20 protein-coding genes are annotated in these 22,262 nt (G+C 45.1%); 11 read left to right on the top strand and 9 right to left on the bottom strand.

Annotation, left to right across the window (positions count from 1 at the left end):
• Positions 1-3: 3 nt before the first annotated feature.
• Entirely contained in the window at positions 4-1,365 is a 1,362-nt protein-coding gene (locus ACQEXU_RS11900; RefSeq protein WP_427010970.1) for a TRAP transporter large permease, read from the top strand.
• 49 nt (positions 1,366-1,414) lie between these two features.
• On the opposite strand, the gene ACQEXU_RS11895 is transcribed toward ACQEXU_RS11900, so the two are convergent.
• The 7 genes from ACQEXU_RS11895 to ACQEXU_RS11865 form a co-directional block, all read right to left on the bottom strand.
• On the bottom strand, positions 1,415-2,173 hold the full coding sequence (locus ACQEXU_RS11895; protein ID WP_427010969.1) for a hypothetical protein: 759 nt from the start codon (positions 2,171-2,173) through the stop codon (positions 1,415-1,417).
• A gap of 183 nt (positions 2,174-2,356) precedes the next feature.
• Complete coding sequence (locus tag ACQEXU_RS11890; protein WP_427010968.1) at positions 2,357-3,190, bottom strand: heme ABC transporter ATP-binding protein; 834 nt, start codon at positions 3,188-3,190, stop codon at positions 2,357-2,359.
• Positions 3,190-4,230: a FecCD family ABC transporter permease gene (locus ACQEXU_RS11885; RefSeq protein ID WP_427010967.1), complete on the bottom strand. Its 1,041-nt coding sequence runs from the start codon at positions 4,228-4,230 to the stop codon at positions 3,190-3,192. The genes ACQEXU_RS11890 and ACQEXU_RS11885 overlap by 1 nt, the downstream gene beginning before the upstream one ends.
• 12 nt (positions 4,231-4,242) lie before the next feature.
• Positions 4,243-5,103, bottom strand: a complete 861-nt coding sequence (locus ACQEXU_RS11880; RefSeq protein WP_427010966.1) for a heme/hemin ABC transporter substrate-binding protein — start codon at positions 5,101-5,103, stop codon at positions 4,243-4,245.
• Positions 5,100-5,522: an ExbD/TolR family protein gene (locus tag ACQEXU_RS11875; protein WP_427010965.1), complete on the bottom strand. Its 423-nt coding sequence runs from the start codon at positions 5,520-5,522 to the stop codon at positions 5,100-5,102. The genes ACQEXU_RS11880 and ACQEXU_RS11875 overlap by 4 nt, the downstream gene beginning before the upstream one ends.
• Positions 5,522-6,205: a MotA/TolQ/ExbB proton channel family protein gene (locus tag ACQEXU_RS11870; RefSeq protein WP_367988537.1), complete on the bottom strand. Its 684-nt coding sequence runs from the start codon at positions 6,203-6,205 to the stop codon at positions 5,522-5,524. The genes ACQEXU_RS11875 and ACQEXU_RS11870 overlap by 1 nt, the downstream gene beginning before the upstream one ends.
• Positions 6,206-6,213: 8 nt before the next feature.
• The gene (locus ACQEXU_RS11865; protein ID WP_427010964.1) at positions 6,214-6,951 is read right to left on the bottom strand and encodes a TonB family protein; all 738 of its coding nucleotides are present in this window, start codon (positions 6,949-6,951) and stop codon (positions 6,214-6,216) included.
• Positions 6,952-7,177: 226 nt separating this feature from the next.
• Here ACQEXU_RS11865 and hutW point away from each other — a divergent pair, with 226 nt between their 5' ends.
• The 5 genes from hutW to ACQEXU_RS11840 all read left to right on the top strand — a co-directional run bounded on the left by hutW (position 7,178) and on the right by ACQEXU_RS11840 (position 12,249).
• On the top strand, positions 7,178-8,515 hold the full coding sequence (hutW, locus tag ACQEXU_RS11860; protein ID WP_427010991.1) for a heme anaerobic degradation radical SAM methyltransferase ChuW/HutW: 1,338 nt from the start codon (positions 7,178-7,180) through the stop codon (positions 8,513-8,515).
• Positions 8,516-8,541: 26 nt separating this feature from the next.
• A complete protein-coding gene (gene hutX / locus ACQEXU_RS11855) occupies positions 8,542-9,063 on the top strand; it encodes a heme utilization cystosolic carrier protein HutX (RefSeq protein WP_427010963.1) in 522 nt (173 codons plus the stop codon).
• Positions 9,060-9,650 (top strand): heme utilization protein HutZ, encoded by a 591-nt coding sequence (gene hutZ / locus ACQEXU_RS11850; protein ID WP_427010962.1) that lies wholly within the window; start codon positions 9,060-9,062, stop codon positions 9,648-9,650. Before hutX ends, hutZ begins: the two co-directional genes overlap by 4 nt.
• Positions 9,651-9,728: 78 nt before the next feature.
• Positions 9,729-11,897 carry a TonB-dependent hemoglobin/transferrin/lactoferrin family receptor gene (locus ACQEXU_RS11845; RefSeq protein ID WP_427010961.1) on the top strand — a complete coding sequence of 723 codons (2,169 nt, stop codon included), beginning with the start codon at positions 9,729-9,731 and terminating at the stop codon, positions 11,895-11,897.
• 118 nt (positions 11,898-12,015) lie between these two features.
• Entirely contained in the window at positions 12,016-12,249 is a 234-nt protein-coding gene (locus tag ACQEXU_RS11840) for a DUF2789 domain-containing protein (RefSeq protein ID WP_367988542.1), read from the top strand.
• A gap of 9 nt (positions 12,250-12,258) precedes the next feature.
• Here ACQEXU_RS11840 and ACQEXU_RS11835 read toward each other — a convergent pair whose 3' ends face one another.
• Complete coding sequence (locus ACQEXU_RS11835) at positions 12,259-13,605, bottom strand: sigma-54-dependent transcriptional regulator (protein ID WP_367989150.1); 1,347 nt, start codon at positions 13,603-13,605, stop codon at positions 12,259-12,261.
• Positions 13,605-15,386 (bottom strand): sensor histidine kinase, encoded by a 1,782-nt coding sequence (locus ACQEXU_RS11830; protein WP_427010990.1) that lies wholly within the window; start codon positions 15,384-15,386, stop codon positions 13,605-13,607. The genes ACQEXU_RS11835 and ACQEXU_RS11830 overlap by 1 nt, the downstream gene beginning before the upstream one ends.
• Positions 15,387-15,890: 504 nt before the next feature.
• Here ACQEXU_RS11830 and tig point away from each other — a divergent pair.
• From tig to ACQEXU_RS11805, 5 genes are all read left to right on the top strand, one after another.
• On the top strand, positions 15,891-17,195 hold the full coding sequence (gene tig, locus ACQEXU_RS11825; protein ID WP_367988543.1) for a trigger factor: 1,305 nt from the start codon (positions 15,891-15,893) through the stop codon (positions 17,193-17,195).
• 103 nt (positions 17,196-17,298) lie between these two features.
• Entirely contained in the window at positions 17,299-17,925 is a 627-nt protein-coding gene (clpP, locus tag ACQEXU_RS11820) for an ATP-dependent Clp endopeptidase proteolytic subunit ClpP (RefSeq protein WP_367988544.1), read from the top strand.
• A gap of 82 nt (positions 17,926-18,007) precedes the next feature.
• Entirely contained in the window at positions 18,008-19,291 is a 1,284-nt protein-coding gene (clpX, locus tag ACQEXU_RS11815) for an ATP-dependent protease ATP-binding subunit ClpX (RefSeq protein WP_367988545.1), read from the top strand.
• Between the two features lie 116 nt (positions 19,292-19,407).
• Positions 19,408-21,759 carry an endopeptidase La gene (gene lon / locus ACQEXU_RS11810; RefSeq protein WP_427010960.1) on the top strand — a complete coding sequence of 784 codons (2,352 nt, stop codon included), beginning with the start codon at positions 19,408-19,410 and terminating at the stop codon, positions 21,757-21,759.
• A 194-nt stretch (positions 21,760-21,953) separates the two neighbouring features.
• Complete coding sequence (locus ACQEXU_RS11805) at positions 21,954-22,226, top strand: HU family DNA-binding protein (RefSeq protein WP_367988547.1); 273 nt, start codon at positions 21,954-21,956, stop codon at positions 22,224-22,226.
• Positions 22,227-22,262 lie beyond the last annotated feature (36 nt).

Here is a 22,262-nt window from a genome sequence, read left to right as displayed (position 1 = left end):
ACCATGGATATTCTGATTTTATTCATAATGGTGATTGGCTTCATGCTTATTGGTGTGCCAATTGCTGTCTCACTGGGACTATCCAGTATCCTCTTTTTGATGATGCATTCTGATGCCTCGTTGGCTTCTGTTGCTCAAACATTGTTTAACGCTTTTGCTGGGCACTACACCTTATTGGCGATTCCGTTTTTCATTTTGGCCTCCAGTTTTATGTCGACCGGTGGCGTGGCGAAGCGGATCATCCGTTTTGCGATTGCGATGGTCGGTTGGTTCCGCGGCGGCTTAGCAATGGCGTCGGTCGTGGCATGTATGATGTTTGCTGCGCTTTCAGGTTCTTCGCCTGCAACGGTTGTGGCCATCGGTAGTATTGTTATTGCGGGGATGATCAAAAACGGCTACTCCAAAGAATTTGCCGCTGGGGTAATTTGTAACGCAGGTACACTGGGGATTTTGATCCCGCCATCAATCGTTATGGTGGTGTATGCCGCGGCGACTGATGTGTCAGTGGGCCGAATGTTCTTGGGTGGCGTGATCCCGGGCCTTTTAGCGGGTGTGATGTTGATGATCGCAATTTATATCGCAGCCAGAGTGAAGAACTTACCTAAACAGCCATTTGTTGGTTGGAAGGAAATGTTTGAGTCAGCTAAAGACGCCAGTTGGGGTTTATTGCTGGTGGTGATCATCCTAGGTGGGATTTACGGGGGTGTGTTTACCCCAACGGAAGCCGCTGCCGTGGCCGCGGTGTACTCTTTCTTGATTGCTAACTTTGTTTACAAAGACATGGGCCCGTTTGCTGATCAGCAGAACACCAAGCCGATGTTGGTGAAAGTGTTGCAAGCTTTTGTCCACAAAGACACCAAACACACGCTTTACGAGGCGGGTAAGCTCACCATTATGTTGCTGTTTATCATCGCCAATGCGCTGATCTTAAAGCACGTACTGACAGAAGAACGCATCCCTCAAATGATCACTGAATCGATGCTTTCTGCCGGGCTTGGACCAATCACCTTCTTGATTGTGGTGAATTTATTGCTGCTAATTGGTGGCCAATTTATGGAACCTTCAGGGCTATTGATCATCGTTGCCCCTTTGGTTTTCCCAATTGCGATCGCACTCGGTATTGATCCAATTCATCTTGGTATCATGATGGTGGTGAACATGGAAATCGGCATGATCACCCCGCCTGTTGGTCTCAACTTGTTTGTGACCGCCGGGGTCGCCAAAATGTCGATGATGCAAGTGGTGAAAGCCGCATTGCCATGGGTTGCGGTGATGTTCTTGTTCTTGATTATCGTGACGTATGTTCCTTGGGTGTCCACTTGGTTACCGACGACCTTAATGGGGCCAGAGGTCATCACTAAGTAACCTCACCATATAAGAGTTGGCCGCCATATAGGCGGCCATTTTTTTGCTGTTAAAAAGCAAATTGAACACCGAAACCAGCCGACGTATCAGAGCCTACATTACCAGTGCCTGTTGCATGATTTATTGTGCCAGATGCACTCCAGCCTGAGTCTCCGAACGCATGACCAACACCGACAGCGATGGCCTCAACGCTCCCTGAAAAGCCCATACCAACACCAAAAGCGGTTTGTCCCGCGCTTACCATTGGACGTGCATTTGTTACAGCGTGTAGGCTTGCCCCTACTTGGTCAATGCGATCTTCCATAGTTAAAAAGCGTTGGTTAACTTCTTGTTTAAACAAGAACAAGTCTTGCTCTACTGCAGCAATGCTGCGGCCGTAATCTGGTGCGACATGTGGATAGTCGGTATCAACGTTTGGGGTGTCTACTCCCCATCCCGGTAAGCTCTGAGACACATCGTTGTCTTCAATTGGATTGGATGGAACACCTGGAGACATATCTGGTATATGTCCACTAATTACATTTCCGTTTTCATTTACAGTGAATAGTGATGAACCTTTTTCGTTTTGAAATGTGTAGGTGCCATCTGTGTTTTTTATCACAATACCTGAGACGCCGCCGATCTGCACTTTGCCATTTCTATCGATAGAACCAAGAATTTTCTCGCCTGTCGAGTTATGGTAAACAACGTCATAGTTCCCTTTGTGGCCTTCTGTGATGTCTACTGTCGCGATGCCTTGCCAAACGTTGAATGCAAAAGAAGCAGAAGAAACAGATAGCAGTGCTAGAGTGATAAGTGACTTTTTCATTATTAAGTGTCCCGTTCATATTTGGTATGCGAATAGGTTATTAATTTGAATGATTTATCACTAATCATTAGAGTTTATATTGATGATAAGTTTTGCTTATCATGTTTTAAATAAATGACTTGTAAGATAGAAGTGTGAAAGAAACCCATGGGAGGATTTCTTTCAATCTGGTTTTAGATTTGTTTAAGAAGCTATGACGACGGGATGACCATATTCTGGGTGAGGTATCACCGCGACTCTGTGGTGATAGACCTGTTCAATGATATCGACCTGCAATGCTGATGCAGGTGGGGCATCGGCGACAATGTTTCCTTGATTCAAAATCACCAATCTGTCTGCGTATTGTGCCGCCAGATTCAAATCATGCAACACGGCAACAACCGTTGCGCCTGCTTTTGCTAAAGATCGGGCCAGAGCAAGTGTGCTGTGCTGGTGATGAATATCCAGTGCCGAGGTTGGTTCATCCAGTAGCAGGATTTTGTTACTGCCACTTTGATGCAACTGAGTCAGTACTCGGGCGAAATGAACACGTTGTTTTTCACCACCCGAAAGAGTGGGATAGGCGCGTAGAGCTAAGTGGAACACGTCGGTTCGTGTCATGTAGTCTTGCACCACCTGAGCAAGTTCAGTGTTACTCATGGTGAGGCCAATACCGCCAAGTGCTACTACTTCTCTGGCGGTAAAATTAAATGATAATGAACTGTTTTGGGGCAGTACCCCCAGATGTTTTGCTAGTGTGCTGGTTGGCCAAGTGTCACGCGGTTGGCCAAACACCTCGAACTGTCCCTGTGCTGCAAGCTCTCCAGTTAATGCTTTCAGCAACGTGCTTTTGCCTGTGCCATTTGGGCCGAGCAATGCAGTAAATTCGCTGCGGTTTAGGGTAAGGTCGATATCTTGTAAAACATCTCGGCCACCTAAAGACACTGAAAGTTGCTGAATTGCAACGGTTTGTTGGCCTTGACATAAAATCTCTTGCTCAGGTTGATTCTGCTTAGTCTGATTAAATACGGCAAACATTAGAGGTGTCCTTTTTGTTTGATCAGCAACCAGACGAAAAATGGTGCACCGAGCAAGGCAGTAACGATACCCACTGGCATATCCAATGGGGCAACCACAGTCCGAGCCATCATATCGGCGATCAAAAGTAATAGTGCACCCATCAGCAAAGTCACGGGCAACAGCGATTTATAATTTGGCCCAATCATCATGCGTGCCAAGTGAGGCACGATCAAACCAATAAAACCAATCATGCCACTTAGTGCGACGGTGACCCCAACACTTGCGGCTGCAAGGATAATGAGCCTGCGTTTTAGTGCTTGAACATTAATACCCATATGACGAGCTTCGGCTTCGCCAAGTAGCATGGCATTGAGCTTATTGGCATCGCGGTAATACACCACAAATAATATCAGTAAAGTGCTAAACGCAAGCCATAAGCCTTTGGGATTGGCACCGGCTAATGATCCCATGGTCCATAAAGAGAGATCGCGCAGTGCTTGGTCATCGGCAAAGTAATTGAGTAGGCCCAAGGCAGCGCCTGCTAATGCTGAAATCGCTACGCCAGCAAGCAGCATCATTGTCACGGAGGTGCCTGTGCTTCCAGTGCCAAGTCGGTAGACGATAAAGGTAGTTAATGCGCCGCCAATACAGGCGAACATAGGGACAGTTCCAAACAGTAAGAGGTTAGGGTATTGAGCGGCAAGCTCGCCAAACAGAACAATGGCAATCGCAGCGCCTAATGCCGCCCCGGAAGACACACCAATAATGCCCGGATCAGCCAAAGGGTTGCGAAATAGCCCTTGCATCACCGCTCCACTGATTGCAAGAATCCCACCCACAGCAATGGCAAGCAACGTTCGCGGCAGGCGCACTTGTTGCACGATCATGGTGATATGGGCCGGCAATCCGTCACTGCTGGCAGGGATCAGTGATTTCATGCTATCCCAAAAACTGATGTTCATCGGTCCGACACTGATGGAAGCAACCATGGCTAGGTATAAAGCGATGGCGGCAACAATACACAATGATTTGGCTGAAAGCATACGCGCGTCAGTCATCTTAGAGCCTGTCTATTGGGCTGATGTTTGAGTAAAACTCTGAAAGAGCTCATCGACTAACTCCAAACTCTCAAGCCCCAAGCCACCAATGATGGCACTGCCATTGACGGCGACAATACGGTTTTGGCTGGCGGCTGGTGTGGCTGCTAAAAGTGGGAATTCTTTGAGAATGCCTTCCTTACCTCCAAGTGCATTCCAAGCTCGCTTGGTGACCAGTAGATAGTCGGGCTGCATCTCCACGATGGCTTCTTGCGAAACCGGTTTGTAGGAACGCATTTCGGTTCTAGCCGGGTTGTTGCCACCGGCGAGACTGATGATGGTATCAATGGTGGTTTCATCACCGGCAATGGTTGCTGGTCGTCCTTTAGTCAGCATGGCAAACATGACCTTGGGTGCTTGTTCAATATGACGTGACTGCATGGTTGTCAGCTTTTGATGTATCGTGCTTTTGAGCGCCTTCGCTTTGGTTTCTGTGCCTGTGATCTGCGCAATCTTATCAATGCGAGCAAACAGATCTTGTTCGGTGTCGCCTGATGGCACAGTAACAACGTTAATGCCGCCATTCTTGAGCAAAGTTAATGTGCTTTCTGGCCCCATTTCATGCGAGCCGATAAGGTGTGTTGGAGCGAGTGCCATGAGCCCTTCAGCGGATAATTGGCGGTGATAACCCACTTGAGGCAGTTGATCATCGACATTGTACTTTTTACTGGTGACATCGACCGCAACGAGTTGGTCTTTGGCGCCAAGTGCCACGAGTAGTTCCGTGATACTGGAGCCAGCACTAATAATGCGGTTCTGATGTGTTGCTTCATGATGAGCAAGCACTGTTGTCGATGAGAGGAGTAGGCTAAGTGCCCAAATAAGGGTTTTCATCGTTGTTCTTCCATAACAATATTGGTGGCGGAAATTTGGTGTTTCTGCATAAAGGCAAGTAAGTTGAGCATGGACTCCACATCGGCTTTTTTATCTGCTGCGATCACAAACGGTTTATCTGGTGCTTCATTACGAGCTGTTAAAAGTGCTTGAGTAAAGGCATCCCAGTGACTGAAACGCTGACCGTCGAGTGCCCATTTTTGTTCCTCGCCATGCAGGATCCCAATTGAAATCACGGGTTTGTCCGGTCTGGATAATTGAGTGACTTCTTCCGTTTTGGGAATGTCGATATTGAGCGTTTGAACGCTGACGTTTGCAGTGAGCAGTAGAAAGACCATGACGATAAAGATGATGTCGATCATTGGTGTGAGATCGGGTTTAAATTCTTCATCGTTGAAACGAGAGTGTGACTGAATCATTACACCACCTCGTCGGTGATCACGCGATGCGTGCTTGGATTGCCAGCAAAGGGATCGATAGAGATCCCTTCAATATGCAAATTGCTGTGGTTTAAAGTGTATTCAATCTTCGCCAGCGTTTTCTCAACCCACATACTGAGCAATTGCGCTCCGGTAATGGCTGGAAGTGCGATGATAAGGCCAGCTGCAGTCGTGGTCATGGCAAGGCCAAGTCCATCAGCCAAGGTGGCTGGAGAAATAGCACCAGCTGTTGAAGTGATGCCTTTAAACATTTCCATTAACCCCAAAACGGTCCCGAGCAAGCCTATTAACGGGCTGATCACCCCGATCATTGAAAGCAGGCGGATACCAGAACGAAACTGTTGTCGTTTTTTAAATAGCCAGATCCCAACGGCTTCTTCTCGCAAAGGCTTGGTAAAGTGACGGTGGCTGAGCAACATACGCATTGATTGAAAGATCAGTTGCTTTCCTTGAAGTTTCTGTTCGATAAAAGCATCGACGTGATTCGGATTGGAAAAATCAAGCTGATGTACTCGTTTTAGGATTTCTGTTGTGTGAGTACGGCTATTGAGCAGCATATAGATGGTGCGCTCAATCAGGATAACCATGGTTAAAAACGACATGATGATCAAAGGCCATGTCATCATGCCCAGTTGGTTTTGTATAGTGCTCAGAGTTTGCATAGTAGTAACTACTGTAATTGGAAATTAATTGGAATATGTACGCGATGGGCAATGGCTTGTCCTTGTTCAACCTGCCGAGAGAACTGCCATTGCTTGATGGTTTTTAGTGCGCGCTCATCGAGTACGCGATGCCCACTGGATTGAAGGATTCTGCGTTTTATCTGCTTTCCGTCTTTATCTAACCAGACTTCTATCATTGTTCTTCCTTCGAGCCCTTGTTTACGTGCCAGCTTGGGATACGTCACCGGTGTTGGGCGGGCGCTGAATTTTGGCTTGTTAACCAATACGGGGGCTCGGCTCTCCGCTGCGGCTTGTGTCGGAGTTTCAGTTTTCGGTTTAGGTGGTTTTTTTTCAGTGATTGGCGACGGTTTTTCTGGCGTTATGCTAGCGACCTTTTGCACGGTAGCCTTGGGTTTAGTTGGGATGACCTTAGGTTTCGTGGGCAAAGGTTTAACCTTCTTTACTGCCGCTTTGTTCTTATCAAGTGTTTTTGCATTCTGCGCTGTTTTTGGCGTTGGTTTTGTAACCACGGGTTCGGTGGGTGCTTTTTGGAGTTCCGGTTTATCAACGGCAGTTTTTTCTACACTCGGTTCACGGATAACGCGCGTCATTAATTGAATTTGTAATGATTGATTGCCTTGCTCGGTGGACACCTTTATGGCTTTTTTTTCTGGCGTATAAGAGAGTGCAATGCCATGAATAAGGCATGCAATCAAGCCAGCGATAAGATACCGAAACTTTGCCATTTTGGGCTACCGTGTTGAGGAAATCATAGGACAAACAATGCTTATTATCTATCAAATAAGAATGAGATCAAATATCATTTGTATTATCATTGATGATCGGTATTATAGCGAACAATATTCTTATTAACAATTTTATAAACGTATGCTTTTTTTAATTTTTATTGCTTGAGCTTATTTAAAAAGCCAAGCCTAAAGTTAAGAGCATAAGGCGGTAGTTATGAAGCCAATGATTTTTGATGTATCAGATGAGCAGATAGTGGGGAGAGACTCTCCTGATCCGCTGCGTTTTGCGTTTTCTGCTAAAACAGGGCCACATGCTGGTGGTGCGATGGTGCCGATATCGCCTGAAAAAACGCAAGTGGCTATAGACGCTGCTCTGCACAGCCGTGGTCAGTCAGGGAGTCGTTGTCTTTATATTCATATTCCGTTTTGCCGCGTACGTTGTACCTACTGTAATTTCTTCCAATACGCCTCAAGTGACAAACTGATCGCTGATTACTTTCAAGCATTGGTTGCTGAGATCAAGCGAAAATCTGCTTATCCATGGACGCAGAGTCATCCATTTCAAGCGGTGTATGTCGGTGGGGGAACCCCTACTGATTTGAGCGCTGAACAAATTCAGCAATTGGGTGATTTGATACATCATCACTTCCCATTGACACCTGACTGTGAAATTACCCTTGAAGGGCGAGTCAATCGATTTGATGAAGCAAAATTTGAATCCGCATTAGAAGGTGGATTTAACCGTTTCTCTCTTGGTGTTCAAAGTTTTGATACCAAGGTGCGTCGGGCCGCAAAACGTCTAGACGATGGCGATGTGGTGATGGAGACCTTGCAGAAAATGGTGCGTTATAACGCCGCGCCCATTGTGATCGATTTACTTTACGGTTTGCCACATCAAACGTTAGAACTCTGGCAGCGTGACTTGGCTTTTTATCTGGAGTCAGGCGTAGATGGTGTTGATCTATACCAATTGCTTGAGCTGCAAAACCTGCCGATGGCTCGCCTGATCGAACAAGGGAAACTTCCCAACCCAGCAGACACCGCCACCAAAGCTACCATGTTTGAAATGGGTGTGGCGTATATGGCTGAGCATCATCAAAGAAGGCTTAGCGTCAATCATTGGGCATCAGGGAATCGGGAGCGCAGCATCTACAATAGTTTGGCAAAAACTAATGCAGAGGTGCTGCCGATAGGGGCAGGTGCGGGAGGTCACTTTAACGGCATCAGCACGATGCAGTATCGAGATATGACGTCATATATTGAAGCGATTGACCAAACCCTCATTCCCGCTGCGATGGCGTTTCGTGCCGATCAAAATGCTGCGATTCATAATAACCTTAAGGCCGCTTTTGATCAGGGTGTTTTGCTCAAACACCATTTCGGTGAATGGTTTGATGCGTTGATGCCACTTTTCAAAGCTTGGCAAACGCGTGGTTTAGTCAACATTACTCCACAAGCCGTTGAACTCACACTCGCTGGCCAGTTTTGGTCTGTCAATCTCGCCAGTAACGCTATCAAAGTTATTCAAAGTCAAGCGACAGCAGTGGCTGATGTCGCTTAAGTAAACACGAAGTCATTGGAGAAAACATGTACACCACTTGTTCTGAAACAGAAGTAAAACATAAAGTGAATGAAGCCCTTGCCAAGGATACCGCAACACCTGTTTCAGAGATGTCACACCAACTGGGACTATCTGAAGGCGCGATTACTTTTGCCCTGCCTGATGAGATGGTCACTCGCGTATCCGGAGAACATGCGCAAACCATTTTGGAGCAGTTACCAGAATGGGGCAACGTAACCACGATTGTTCACTCGTTTGGTTCCATCTTTGAAAGCAAAGCCCGCTTTCCAAAAGGCAAATTAGCTCATGGTTATTACAACTTGATGGGGAAGGAAGGTGAGCTCCATGGTCACCTTCGCTTAGATTTAGTTCAGCATATTGCCTTTGTCAGCAAACCGTTTCGCGGCATGGAAAGTCATTACATTGGCTTTTTCAATGGTGAAGGTGATTGTGTCTTTAAGGTGTATGTAGGACGAGACAAAAAGCGTCAACTACTCGCGGAACAAGTGGAGGCATTTACGCAGATGAAAACGGAGTTTGCCGCATGAAGGATCAAAGTCAGCCAACAAAAGTACAACAAGAGCCACTAGCAGAGCGTGAAGAAATCCGCCGTGAGCGCCTACAAAACCGTTTAGAACCTGAGATCCAAGCGTTTCGTGATTCCAGACAAACGTTGCAACTGGCGACAATCAGTTCAGACGGTACGCCTAATGCAACTTATGCGCCTTTCGCTTTTGATAGCCAAGCCTATTACATCCTAGTGAGTGATCTTGCTGCACATGGCAAAAATCTTAAAACCAACCGCAATGTTTCCATTTTGATGATTGAAGATGAAAGTGAATGCAAGCAAGTCTATGCTCGCAAGCGCTTAACGTTTGATACGCATGCGGAATTAGTAAACAAAGAGGAACACGCGTGGTCTCGTGGCGTGGCTTCACTAAAAGCACGCTTTGGAGACATTGTTGACAACCTGAGCCAGCTTGGTGATTTCAATTTGTATCGGTTGGTTCCTGAATCCGGACGTTACGTGAAAGGGTTTGGGCAGGCGTTTGAAGTTTCTGGGAATGATTTGCTTGATTTTGTCCATCTGACAGAAGGGCATGTAAAAGCAGAGAAAGCACGTTTGAAGCAATAACTACACGAAGAACTAAGTTCACTCAAACATCAATCATTATAGCCGAGTGTAACTTACCTTATTGAAATGGATACATTCATGATTAAGCAAACACAATTAGCTCTGGTTGTTGGTGCTGTGCTCGCCGCTCCTGCCATTGCTGAAGAAGTCTACTCGTTTGATGAAGTTGTCGTTTCCGCAACGCGGATTGAACAAGATAAGGAAGATATCTCTTCTTCTGTTGCGGTTGTCGATCGCAAGCAGTTGGATGAGACCATGACTTCAACGCTAAAAGACACATTGAAATACACGCCGGGCGTTGATGCTCAAGGTAGTGGACGCTTTGGCGTCTCTGGTTTTAATATCCGTGGTATGGAAGACAGTCGGGTTAAAGTTATGGTGGATGGGGTGCAACAACCTGTGCCTTATAACCCAGGCGCAAGCCAGCAACGCAAATTCCCTAACACGATTGAAACCGATACTCTGGTCGCAGTGGAAGTGAATAAGGGGCCATCGTCCAGCCTGTATGGCTCAGATGCATTGGGTGGTGTTGTGTTGTTCCGTACCAAGAATCCGGATGATGTTTTGGTAACAGAAGGAGACGAACATCGCTTTGGCATCAAAACCAGCTATGCCTCAGTCAATAACGAGTTTAAGAATACGCTAACTTGGGCGATGCGTCAGGGCGATTGGGAAACCATTACCATGCTCACGTATGCGGATGGCAATGAGTATCAGACGCATGGGGATGGGGCGAATATTCTGGGGCCGGATCGCGGTGCAGCGGATCCCGCGGATTCAACGCTATACAATGGGTTGATAAAAGCTTTCTATCAAGCTAACGAAGCCCACCGACTTGGCTTAACATTTGAATATTATGATTACCAGTATGATTCGTTCTTAGCTTCCGAAGAAGGCTATGAAATCATGCCGACGTTTGTTTATTCCGACTCATCGGCAAAAGATAACAATACCAGAATGCGTATTGGCTTCGAACATGAATGGACCATGAATACAGTGGTTGCTGATGAGTTGCTGTGGAAACTCAGTTATCAGCAGACCGAAAGCCATTCAGACAATTACGACACAACCAATTTCGCTGGTAGGCCTCCGATGATGCCTGCGTATAACGATCGTCGTCGTAATCGCCAACGTATCTCCAGTGATGACTCGATTCAGTTTGATGCTCAGTTTAATAAAATCGCTGCGGCGGATACGTATTATCATCAGATCACATATGGTGTCAGCTATCTTGAAAATAAATTCTCTTTAAAGAATACCGATTACTTTATTGCAAGTGGTCAAGCTGGGGTTCCTGATGGTCAGGTGAAACCGGGCAGTACCGGGTTGCCTAATGCGGATGTGCGCCAGTGGGGGATCTTTGTACAAGATCAGCTCTTCCTACTTGATGAAACATTAGTCCTGTCTGCTGGTTTGCGATATGACGCTTTTAAAACGTCTCCTGAAACCTCGGATGGTTATGATATCGATCATCAAGGAAACAAGAATGATGCGTTGACTGGTCGTCTTGGCATAGTTTATCACGCTGCAGATCTATTCAGCCCATATGCACAAATCAGCCAAGGTTTTAAAGCGCCAACGGTGTACGACTTGTACTACCACTACAGTGAAGGTGCCATTTTTGAAGGTAATCCTGATCTTGAAGCGGAAGAAAGCTTGTCTTATGAGCTCGGTTTCCGGGGTGAAAACCAACGTCTGCAGTATGAAGTGAGTGCGTTTTATAACGACTATAAGAACTTCATCACCAGTGACAAGATTGGTGAAGAAGCAGACAAAGATGTCATCACGATGGAAAACCTTGATGAAGCCGAAATTTATGGGGCGGAGTTTGCAACAACAGTATTAGGGCCCCAAGGTATCTATAGTCGTTTAAGTCTTGCTTATGCCAAAGGCAAAGATAAAAAAACGGGTCACCAATTAGACTCGGTAGCACCGTTCACCGCTAATATAGGCATTGGCTACACGGCTAACAGTGAAAAGTATGGTGCATTGTTGAACTACAAGTGGGTAGCGAAGAAAGACGAGTGGCAAGATGAAGACAATATTGACGCGCCTTCGTATAACATCGTCGATCTGACCGCTTACTATCGTCCAATGCAGGATATGACGCTGCGTGCGGGGCTCTTCAACGTCTTTGATGAAAAGTACTGGTTGTACAAAGATCTGAAAGGTGAAGACGAAGGGCTGGATGATTTCGATACCCAAGCTGGGCGTAACTGGGGGATCAGCATGGAATACAACTTCTAACCTGTTTTCGCCGGAGTAATTTTAAGGGCACAAGATGTGCCCTTTTTTAATTATCCGCACCAGAAAAATACCAACTAGACTATAAAAGTGAACGCTCAAAGAGGTGGGAGGGCACAGTATGGAAATTCAACCGCATACGATTCCGGAACTGTTTAGCCAACTTGGATTGGGTAGTAGTGATGATGAAATTCGAGATTTCGTTGAACACCATAATGGTTTAGTGGTTGGCACGGCGCTGCATGAAGCGTTTTTCTGGAGCGCATCACAAGCGGCATTTTTAAAAGAAGCAATTGAAGATGATGCCGACTGGGCAGAAGTTGTCGATCAACTTGATGTCATGCTAAGGCACTGATTCAGTGCCTTAACTATCGTTTTTAAAGTCATTCTTATCGAGCTCGTAGCGTTGCATTTTGTCGTAGAGTGTCTTTCTCGCAAGCTGTAGTTTTTCCATCGTAATTTTGATGCTGCCACCGGTATCATTCAGCGCTTGTTCGATTAAGCTTCTTTCATACTCCGCAACTAACTCTGCTAATCCGCGCTGTACATCATCGGCATTACTTACACCATCTTCTTGGATCAGCTTACCTAGCAATACAAATCGTTCGGCTGTGTTTCTTAGCTCTCTCACATTACCGGGCCAATCGTGCCTAAGAAGTTGTTGAAGGGCGCTTTCTGGCAAAGCGGGGGCGGTTTTACCGTAACGTGCGGCGGCGACTAAAAGGAAGTGGTGGAATAGGGTTGCAATGTCTTCTTTTCGTGCCCTGAGCGGTGGTAGGTCAAGGGTGACGATATTTAGCCGGTAATACAGATCTTCTCTAAATGTTCCTTCGGCTGAAGCTTGTTTGAGATCGACTTTGGTTGCGGCGATCACTCGGATATCAATTGGAATCAGTTCATTTGAGCCAACACGTTCAATCACGCGCTCTTGCAGAACCCTAAGTAAGCGAATTTGAGCTTGAAGTGGCATGGATTCGATTTCATCCAGAAAAAGTGTGCCTCCATGAGCGTGCTCAAACTTACCCACCCGTTTTTTATCAGCGCCGGTAAATGCCCCTTTCTCGTGTCCAAATAATTCACTTTCAATCAGGTTTTCGGCAACGGCACCACAATTAATCGCGACAAAGTTTTTTTCTCGACGTTGACTTTGCTCGTGGATAGAACGTGCGAACAGCTCTTTACCCGTACCCGTTTCACCAAATAGCAAAATATCTGCGTGGGTATCTGCAATATGGGCGACGGTTTCACGCAGATTTTGAATAGCGGGAGTATCTCCAATGATTCTAGGGCCGAGTGTCTGGCTTGCTTTTAAATTACGTTTCAGCGCTTGGTTTTCTAAAGTCAGTTCACGCTTTTCTAGGGCACGATTGGTCGTGTCGATCAAGCGCTCAATGGCAAAGGGTTTTTCAATAAAGTCATACGCGCCACTGCGCAGCGCATTGACTGCCATGGAGATATCACCATGACCTGTGATCAAAATAACCGGAACTTCACCGTCTTGATGCAAAATTGAAGAGAGTAGGTTTTCACCAGAAATACCGGGTAAACAAATATCGCTGATGACTACCTTGGGCATGCCATGTTGTTTGATTGCCAATAATGCTTGTTCAGCATCCGCAAAAAAACAGGCATTAATCTCTTCTAATTCGAAACTTTGTGCGATTGCTGTGCGGATATCGCTTTCATCATCAATAAAAAAAACGTCGTACATCATGCGTCCTTTCTTGGCAGTGTTAAGGTAAATCGAGCACCACCCATTGGGTTGTGACTCACACTTAAATCGCCGTTCATGGCTTGTAAAATTTGTTGTGAGATCGAGAGGCCCAAACCAAGTCCATTCTTCTTGGTGGTATAGAAAGGTTCAAACAATCTTTCTATTTTCTCTTTGGCAATCCCGGGGCCATTATCATCAATATGGATCAAAACAAGGGATGCTTCGACATCACAACTCACAATAACAACACGTTCAATTTGTTCAGCTACGGCTTGCAGCGCATTGTTTACGAGGTTAATGACCACTTGCTCTAACTGAATCGGGTTAACCTCTACTTGAATATCATTAGGGTAGGGGGCGAGTGTAAATTGCACGCGGCTGGATTTAATTTGTGGTGCAAGCAACTCTTCTGCTGATCTTAACACCGTCCCAATAGTAACCAAATGACGTTCGCTGGACTCAGATTTACGTGCGAATGATTTTAATTGATCGCTGATTTTAGCCATTCTGTCGGTTAGCTTAGAAATCCGTTCGAGGTTTTCATCAACACGGTCAAACTTGTCACGGTTAAGAAAGCGACGACCATTATCCGCAAAGCTACGAATGGCCGCGAGTGGATTATTCAGCTCGTGACTGATGCTAGCGGACATTTGCCCAAGAATTGCCAGCTTGGCTGCTTGGATGAGTTCATCTTGGGTTTGTCGCAAAGCATGTTCGGTTTTGGTTCGTTCATGTACTTGCGCTTGTAACTCAGCGGTGCGTTCCATGACGAGAAACTCGAGCTTCTGCTTTGCTTCGGACTGCAATTGTTCAAACTGTCGTTGTTTGAGCTGTCGATGGTGTAGCAACAACATCACCAAGTAGCCAATGACAAACACCATGCTGAGTACCAAAGCAAAGCCAGCTGTTGCCCAAAACAAATGCATCTTGGGGGTGAGCACACGGATATTAAGCTGCAAGGCGGGAAGTGGACGTGTCGAAATGATGAAATCTCCATTTAACCAACCTTGGTAAGGGTTGATTAACTCAGTAACTGGTTTGGATAGATCACCAACAAGGCCAAGAGAGCGTATTGGTTTGTCGAGGTATTGGCGGCTGTTGAGAATGGTGTTTCGCTCGGCCTCATTTAATGTGGTTAAGCTTTTAAATAACCATTGACTGTTACTCGACATAAAAATCACATTCAGTGGGTCGGTTGCCACAAAGTAACTTTGCTTACTTTTCCAATTCTCTTCTATTGCGGAAAGATCCATTTTTATGACGATGACACCAATGATCTCCGCCGCGTAAATTACGGGGTAGGAGTAGTAATACCCACGTTGTCCCGATGTCGAGCCGAGCGCGTAGTATTGGCTTGCCTTGCCCGTGATAGCATTTGCAAAATAAGGACGCCAAGCAAAGTTTCGTGAAATGAAAGAGCGTGGCAGGTTCCAATTGCTTGTTGCAATGGTGGTGCCGATATTGTCTAGCAAGTAGGTATCTGCGGCTTGTATGACATTGTTGACTTGCTGCAAATAGCGATTGGTGATCTCGATTTGTGCTGGGTTATTGGCATCAAGCAATGCTTGGACAAGCTCTTTATCTTTTGACAGTAACTGAGGAAGGTGGGCGTACTTATCGAGCTTGGCTGAAATATGGCTGGCAAAACGATCCAACTGCGCTTGATGTTCATCCAATAACGACTGAAACTGATAGCTCCAATAGAAGTGACAACCAAGCACCAAGAACAGGAGATACAGCGTCAGGAGATAAAAACGAGCCCGGCGAAATGTCACTATACTGGTCCTTCCGTTGTATCAAAATCTACCTTCATAGGGTAAGTTTTTTTGTTACAAAGGTGTTTAAAAAGATTACGAAATTGCGCGACAAAACAGGACTTAGATCTCTTTTTAGTTTTTAATTTAAAAAAAAGCCTAGTTTCTCTTGAAAAACAGATTAATGTCCCCATTTCTGTGAACATTGCCAGCTTAATTGCTCGTTTTAGTAGCAGTTAAGTGAGAATTTAGGAGTTTACGCACCCTATATCTTGGTTCGGCTCGACAGCTTAGAGCTTGGCCGTTAGAATGCTGCGTCTAAATTTTTATCCTGAGACTAATCGGAGATACCTTTGAACCCAATTAGGGTGAATAAAGATATCGCTAATTAGTACGATAGCTGAATCATCAACTATCGATTCTCTATTTATATAGGTGCTCTTGGAGTACGAATAAGGATGTGGTTACGCGAATTATGCGTGACCCATATGCTCAGCTTCGCTGAGCCAGTTTTGAGGTTAAAGAACAATGCAAGTTACTGTTGAAACGCTAGAAGGCCTAGAGCGCCGTCTAAACATTACTGTTCCTGCTGCTAACATCGAAGATGCTGTAACAGCGGAACTACGCAACATCGCAAAAAACCGTCGTTTCGATGGTTTCCGTAAAGGTAAAGTGCCTCTAAAAATGGTTGCGAAGATGTACGGCAAAGCAGTACGTCAAGACGTTCTAGGTGAAGTAATGCAACGCCACTTCATCGAAGCGATCGTTAAAGAAAAAATCAACCCAGCTGGCGCACCTACATTTGCACCAGTAGAAAACAAAGAAGGTGAAGACCTTGTTTTCAACGCGACTTTTGAAGTTTACCCAGAAGTTGAACTAAAAGGTCTTGAAACTATCGCAGTTGAAAAACCACTGACTGAAGTAAAAGATGCAGACGTAGAAGAGATGATCGAAACGCTACGTAAACAACAAGCATCTTGGGCTGAAGTTGAAGAAGCAGCAGAAGCTGGTAAGCGTGCAACTATCGACTTCGTTGGCTCTATCGACGGTGAAGAGTTTGAAGGCGGTAAAGCTGAGAACTTCCCTCTAGAGATGGGTGCTGGCCGCATGATCCCTGGTTTTGAAGACGGTATCGCAGGTAAGACTGCTGGTATGGAATTTGAAATCGACGTAACTTTCCCAGAAGATTACCACGCTGAAAACCTAAAAGGTAAAGCGGCTAAGTTTGCTATCAAAGTAAACAAAGTAGAAGCTCGTGAACTTCCAGAAATTAACGATGAGTTCGTTGCTAAGTTTGGTGTTGCAGAAGGCGGTGTTGACGCACTTAAAGCTGAAGTTCGTAAGAACATGGAACGCGAACTTAAGCAAGCTGTTAAAAACCGCATCAAAGAGCAAGCGATTGACGGTCTAGTTAAAGAAAACGACATCGATGTTCCTGCTGCACTTATCGATCAAGAAATCGGTACACTACGTCAGCAAGCAGCTCAACGTTTCGGTGGTAACCCAGAAGCAGCAGCTCAACTACCACGTGAATTGTTCGAAGAGCAAGCAAAACGTCGTGTAATGGTTGGTCTTCTACTAGGTGAAGTGATCAAGTCTGAAGAGCTAAAAGCTGATGAAGACAAAGTGAAAGCACTTATCGAAGAGATGGCAACTGCTTACGAAGATCCATCAGAAGTTGTTGCTTACTACGAGCAAAACGAACAGATGATGAACAACATGCGTAACGTTGCTCTAGAAGAGCAAGCTATCGACGCGATCATCGCTAAAGCACAGGTTACTGAAAAAGACGTTAGCTTCAACGAGCTAATGAACCAACCTGCTGCTCAATAAGCAATATCTTGCGTAGAAAAGTTGACTAACCGTTAACTATTCTGCTAACAATGGTCCGTATGATACACATCATCCGGGCCATTTATTTTAGGGATATAAGAATATGAGCTACCAAGAAAAAAATGCAATGTCGCCAATTTTAGACGCGCTAGTACCCATGGTGGTGGAACAAACTTCCCGTGGTGAACGTTCTTACGATATTTACTCTCGTTTGCTAAAAGAGCGTGTGATTTTCTTAACCGGTCAAGTAGAAGACCACATGGCAAACCTTGTCGTTGCTCAGCTGCTTTTCCTTGAGTCTGAAAATCCAGACAAAGACATCTTCCTATACATTAACTCGCCAGGTGGTAGCGTAACAGCAGGTATGTCTATCTACGACACAATGCAGTTTATCAAACCAAATGTGAGCACAGTGTGTATGGGCCAAGCGTGTTCAATGGGCGCATTCCTATTAGCAGGTGGTGCACCAGGTAAACGTTATGTATTACCAAATTCACGTGTGATGATCCACCAACCTCTCGGTGGTTTCCAAGGTCAGGCATCTGATATTCAGATCCATGCGCAAGAAATTCTGACAATTAAACAGAAGCTGAATAAGTTGCTGGCTGAACACACGGGGCAGCCTCTGGAAATCATTGAAAGAGATACTGATCGCGACAACTTTATGTCTGCCGATCAAGCAGTAGAATATGGTTTAGTGGACGCGGTTTTAACACATCGCGGTGAATGATCTGAGCCAAATTGTTTAGCGCAATTCGGTTTAAATTGATATACACTCAAATCATAGATAGTAAAGGCTAAGAGGTTAGCGAATGACTGATAAAAGCAAAGAGAGCGGTAGTAGTAAACTTCTTTACTGCTCTTTCTGCGGTAAAAGCCAGCACGAAGTTCGCAAGCTAATCGCCGGTCCTTCCGTATACATTTGTGATGAATGTGTCGACTTATGTAACGACATTATTCGCGAAGAAATCAAAGATGTTCTGCCGAAAAAACAATCTGAAGCGTTGCCAACGCCTAAAGAAATTCGTGAACATCTTGACGATTATGTGATTGGCCAAGATTACGCAAAGAAAGTGCTAGCGGTTGCCGTTTATAACCACTATAAGCGTTTACGAAATGGAGACACAACGAGTGAAGGGGTAGAGCTTGGTAAAAGTAATATCCTGCTAATTGGTCCAACAGGTAGTGGTAAAACACTTCTGGCAGAGACCCTCGCTCGTTTCCTCGATGTACCATTCACAATGGCGGATGCTACCACACTAACCGAAGCTGGTTATGTGGGTGAAGATGTTGAAAACATCATTCAAAAGCTTCTGCAAAAATGTGACTACGACGTAGCGAAAGCCGAGCGCGGTATTGTGTACATCGATGAAATCGACAAGATTTCTCGTAAAGCAGAAAACCCATCTATCACTCGAGACGTGTCGGGTGAAGGTGTACAGCAAGCATTGTTGAAACTTATTGAAGGTACGGTTGCATCGGTTCCGCCACAAGGTGGTCGTAAGCATCCACAACAAGAATTCTTACAAGTCGATACTTCTAAGATCTTGTTCATTTGTGGTGGTGCATTTGCCGGTCTCGATAAAGTTATCGAGCAACGTGTTGCAACGGGTACTGGTATCGGTTTTGGTGCCGAAGTACGCTCAAAAGATGAGTCAAAATCACTCAGCGATCTATTCCAGAAAGTGGAACCTGAAGACTTAGTGAAATACGGTTTGATTCCAGAGTTCATTGGTCGTCTTCCTGTGACTACCACTTTGACCGAACTGGATGAAGACGCATTGATTCAAATTCTTTGCGAACCAAAGAATGCACTGACCAAACAGTATGCTGCACTATTTGAATTAGAAGATGCTGAACTTGAGTTCCGTGAAGACGCTTTACGCGCCATTGCTAAAAAAGCAATGGAACGTAAGACAGGAGCTCGTGGCCTTCGTTCAATTCTTGAAGGTGTGTTGCTTGAAACTATGTATGAGCTGCCATCAACCACCGATGTAAGTAAAGTGGTTATTGATGAATCAGTGATCAATGGTGAATCGGAACCATTGCTGATTTACAGCAATACAGACAACCAAGCCGCAGGCGCTGAATCTTAATTTCACATCAAATTGTAAAGGAGGTATCAAATACCTCCTTTTTTTTATTCTTCCATTGAATCCAACTAATTAGCCCCCATATACTGCTCATAAGACTAAGCGGAAGAGAGAATAATATGAACTTGGAACGTTCCGAACGTATCGAGATCCCTGTACTACCTCTAAGAGATGTAGTCGTTTACCCGCACATGGTAATTCCTTTGTTTGTTGGCCGAGAAAAATCCATTGCTTGCCTTGAAGCTGCGATGGATAACAACAAACAAGTACTGCTTGTGGCACAAAAGCAAGCGGATACCGATGAGCCATCAAAAGACGATCTATTCGAAGTTGGTACCATAGCGACGATACTACAGTTGTTAAAGTTACCTGATGGTACCGTAAAGGTGTTGGTAGAAGGTCAACAACGAGCAAAGATTCATCAATTTATCGACAACGACTTTTTTGTCGCTGACGCTGAGTACTTAGTGACATCTGAACTTGATGAACGTGAGCAAGAAGTGATTGTTCGCAGTGCCATCAACCAGTTTGAAGGTTTCATTAAGCTTAATAAGAAGATCCCACCAGAAGTACTGACCTCACTAAACGGTATTGATGAAGCCGCCCGCTTAGCCGATACCATCGCTGCTCACATGCCGCTTAAACTGGCGGACAAGCAGAAAGTTTTGCAACTACTTGATGTGACAGAGCGTCTTGAATTTCTGATGGGGCAAATGGAGTCAGAAATCGATCTGCTTCAAGTCGAAAAACGTATTCGTGGTCGCGTGAAAAAGCAAATGGAAAAATCTCAGCGCGAATACTACCTGAATGAGCAGATGAAGGCGATTCAGAAAGAACTGGGTGAAAGCGAAGATGGTGTAGATGAGTTCGAAGTTCTGAAGCAAAAGATCGAAGACTCAAAAATGCCACAAGAAGCTCGTGAGAAGACTGAACAAGAGCTACAAAAGCTTAAAATGATGTCTCCGATGTCTGCTGAAGCTACCGTGGTTCGTGGCTACATCGACTGGATGGTTGGAGTTCCTTGGAATAAGCGTTCTAAGGTTAAGAAGAATCTCGCAAAAGCGGAAGAAATCTTAAACGAAGACCATTATGGTCTTGAGCGTGTGAAAGAGCGAATTCTTGAGTATCTTGCAGTTCAAAACCGTATTAACAAACTTAAAGGACCTATTTTATGTTTGGTCGGTCCTCCAGGTGTCGGTAAAACTTCTTTAGGACGCTCCATCGCTGCGGCTACAGGTCGTAAATATACGCGTATGGCATTGGGCGGCGTACGTGATGAGGCTGAAATTCGAGGCCACCGTCGTACTTATATTGGTTCTATGCCGGGTAAGTTGATCCAGAAGATGTCGAAAGTTGGTGTGAAAAATCCACTGTTCCTTTTAGATGAAATCGACAAGATGTCTTCAGATATGCGTGGCGATCCATCTTCAGCTCTGCTTGAAGTTCTGGATCCGGAACAAAACAATGCGTTTAACGATCACTATTTAGAAGTTGATTATGACCTATCTGATGTGATGTTCGTGGCAACGTCGAACTCGATGGACATTCCCGGGCCGCTACTAGACCGTATGGAAGTGATTCGTCTATCTGGCTACACAGAAGACGAGAAACTGAACATCGCGAAGCGTCACCTTGTTGAGAAGCAAGTGAAACGTAATGGTTTGAAGCCAAATGAAATCACGATCGAAGACTCAGCGATTATCGGCATTATTCGTTACTACACGCGTGAAGCGGGTGTGCGTAGTCTAGAGCGTGAAATTTCTAAGATCTGCCGTAAAGCAGTGAAGAATATCTTGCTGGATACGAGCCTGAAATCCGTCACAGTAACGATGGATAACCTTAAAGAATATCTAGGCGTTCAACGTCATGATTTCGGGAAAGCGGACGACAGCAACCGTATCGGTCAAGTAACAGGTCTAGCTTGGACGCAAGTTGGCGGTGACCTTTTAACGATCGAAACGGAAGCGATGCCGGGTAAAGGAAAGCTGACACAAACTGGTTCTCTTGGTGATGTCATGAAAGAGTCTATCCAAGCGGCAATGACGGTAGTACGTTCACGTGCAGAGAAACTGGGTATCAACTCAGATTTTTATGAAAAACGTGATATCCACGTACATGTACCAGAAGGTGCAACACCGAAAGATGGTCCAAGTGCCGGTATTGCAATGTGTACTGCGCTAGTTTCTAGCTTAACGGGTAACCCAGTAAAGGCGGAAGTGGGCATGACAGGTGAAATTACTCTACGTGGTGAAGTTCTACCTATCGGTGGTCTGAAAGAGAAGCTCTTAGCAGCACATCGTGGCGGCATAAAAACGGTTCTCATTCCAAAGGACAATGAACGTGATCTGGAAGACATTCCGGACAATGTTATTGCTGACTTAAAGGTAATTCCAGTTCAATGGATCGATGAGGTATTGAAGGTTGCACTCGAAAAAGAGCCTTCAGGCGTTGAATTTACTAGTGCAAAATAGTGATGTGTAGCAAAAATAAGTAAAAGATTACGCTGATAAGTCGAAAAAGTCTTGTCAGCTTTTTTTTGTAGAGCTAACGTTACCAACTATAGCTTGAAGCCTTGCTGGACTTGGCTTCAAGCTAGATACAAAACCGAAATGGAACAAAAGCTATCTTTAAAAAATAATAATAGGTAGCATAAAGGGGAATCACAGTGAATAAAACACAATTAGTAGAAAAAATTGCAGAGAATGCAGATCTTTCTAAAGCATCAGCAGGTCGTGCTTTAGACGCAGTAATTGAAGCCGTAAGCGATACGCTTAAGTCTGGTGATCAAGTTGCTCTTGTTGGCTTTGGTACTTTCAGTGTACGTACACGTGCTGCACGTACTGGTCGTAATCCAAAAACAGGTGAAGAAATTCAGATTGCTGAAGCTAAAGTACCATCTTTCAAAGCTGGTAAAGCACTAAAAGACGCTTGTAACTAATTTATCGCTTCTTTTTTCGAGTATTTTCGAACCTTT

This window comes from Vibrio sp. TRT 21S02 (assembly GCF_050113675.1).
In the GTDB taxonomy this organism is placed as follows: domain Bacteria; phylum Pseudomonadota; class Gammaproteobacteria; order Enterobacterales; family Vibrionaceae; genus Vibrio.
The sequence above is the reverse complement of the archived record's forward strand: the minus strand, read 5'-3'. Positions and strand labels throughout refer to the sequence as shown.

Excerpts from the sequence above, each read along its gene's own strand:
- ACQEXU_RS11900 (WP_427010970.1), top strand. The coding sequence starts at position 4 with ATGGATATTCTGATTTTATTCATAATGGTGATTGGCTTCATGCTTATT.
- ACQEXU_RS11895 (WP_427010969.1), bottom strand. The coding sequence starts at position 2,173 with ATGAAAAAGTCACTTATCACTCTAGCACTGCTATCTGTTTCTTCTGCT.
- ACQEXU_RS11890 (WP_427010968.1), bottom strand. The coding sequence starts at position 3,190 with ATGTTTGCCGTATTTAATCAGACTAAGCAGAATCAACCTGAGCAAGAG.
- ACQEXU_RS11885 (WP_427010967.1), bottom strand. The coding sequence starts at position 4,230 with ATGACTGACGCGCGTATGCTTTCAGCCAAATCATTGTGTATTGTTGCC.
- ACQEXU_RS11880 (WP_427010966.1), bottom strand. The coding sequence starts at position 5,103 with ATGAAAACCCTTATTTGGGCACTTAGCCTACTCCTCTCATCGACAACA.
- ACQEXU_RS11875 (WP_427010965.1), bottom strand. The coding sequence starts at position 5,522 with ATGATTCAGTCACACTCTCGTTTCAACGATGAAGAATTTAAACCCGAT.
- ACQEXU_RS11870 (WP_367988537.1), bottom strand. The coding sequence starts at position 6,205 with ATGCAAACTCTGAGCACTATACAAAACCAACTGGGCATGATGACATGG.
- ACQEXU_RS11865 (WP_427010964.1), bottom strand. The coding sequence starts at position 6,951 with ATGGCAAAGTTTCGGTATCTTATCGCTGGCTTGATTGCATGCCTTATT.
- hutW (WP_427010991.1), top strand. The coding sequence starts at position 7,178 with ATGATTTTTGATGTATCAGATGAGCAGATAGTGGGGAGAGACTCTCCT.
- hutX (WP_427010963.1), top strand. The coding sequence starts at position 8,542 with ATGTACACCACTTGTTCTGAAACAGAAGTAAAACATAAAGTGAATGAA.
- hutZ (WP_427010962.1), top strand. The coding sequence starts at position 9,060 with ATGAAGGATCAAAGTCAGCCAACAAAAGTACAACAAGAGCCACTAGCA.
- ACQEXU_RS11845 (WP_427010961.1), top strand. The coding sequence starts at position 9,729 with ATGATTAAGCAAACACAATTAGCTCTGGTTGTTGGTGCTGTGCTCGCC.
- ACQEXU_RS11840 (WP_367988542.1), top strand. The coding sequence starts at position 12,016 with ATGGAAATTCAACCGCATACGATTCCGGAACTGTTTAGCCAACTTGGA.
- ACQEXU_RS11835 (WP_367989150.1), bottom strand. The coding sequence starts at position 13,605 with ATGTACGACGTTTTTTTTATTGATGATGAAAGCGATATCCGCACAGCA.
- tig (WP_367988543.1), top strand. The coding sequence starts at position 15,891 with ATGCAAGTTACTGTTGAAACGCTAGAAGGCCTAGAGCGCCGTCTAAAC.
- clpP (WP_367988544.1), top strand. The coding sequence starts at position 17,299 with ATGAGCTACCAAGAAAAAAATGCAATGTCGCCAATTTTAGACGCGCTA.
- clpX (WP_367988545.1), top strand. The coding sequence starts at position 18,008 with ATGACTGATAAAAGCAAAGAGAGCGGTAGTAGTAAACTTCTTTACTGC.
- lon (WP_427010960.1), top strand. The coding sequence starts at position 19,408 with ATGAACTTGGAACGTTCCGAACGTATCGAGATCCCTGTACTACCTCTA.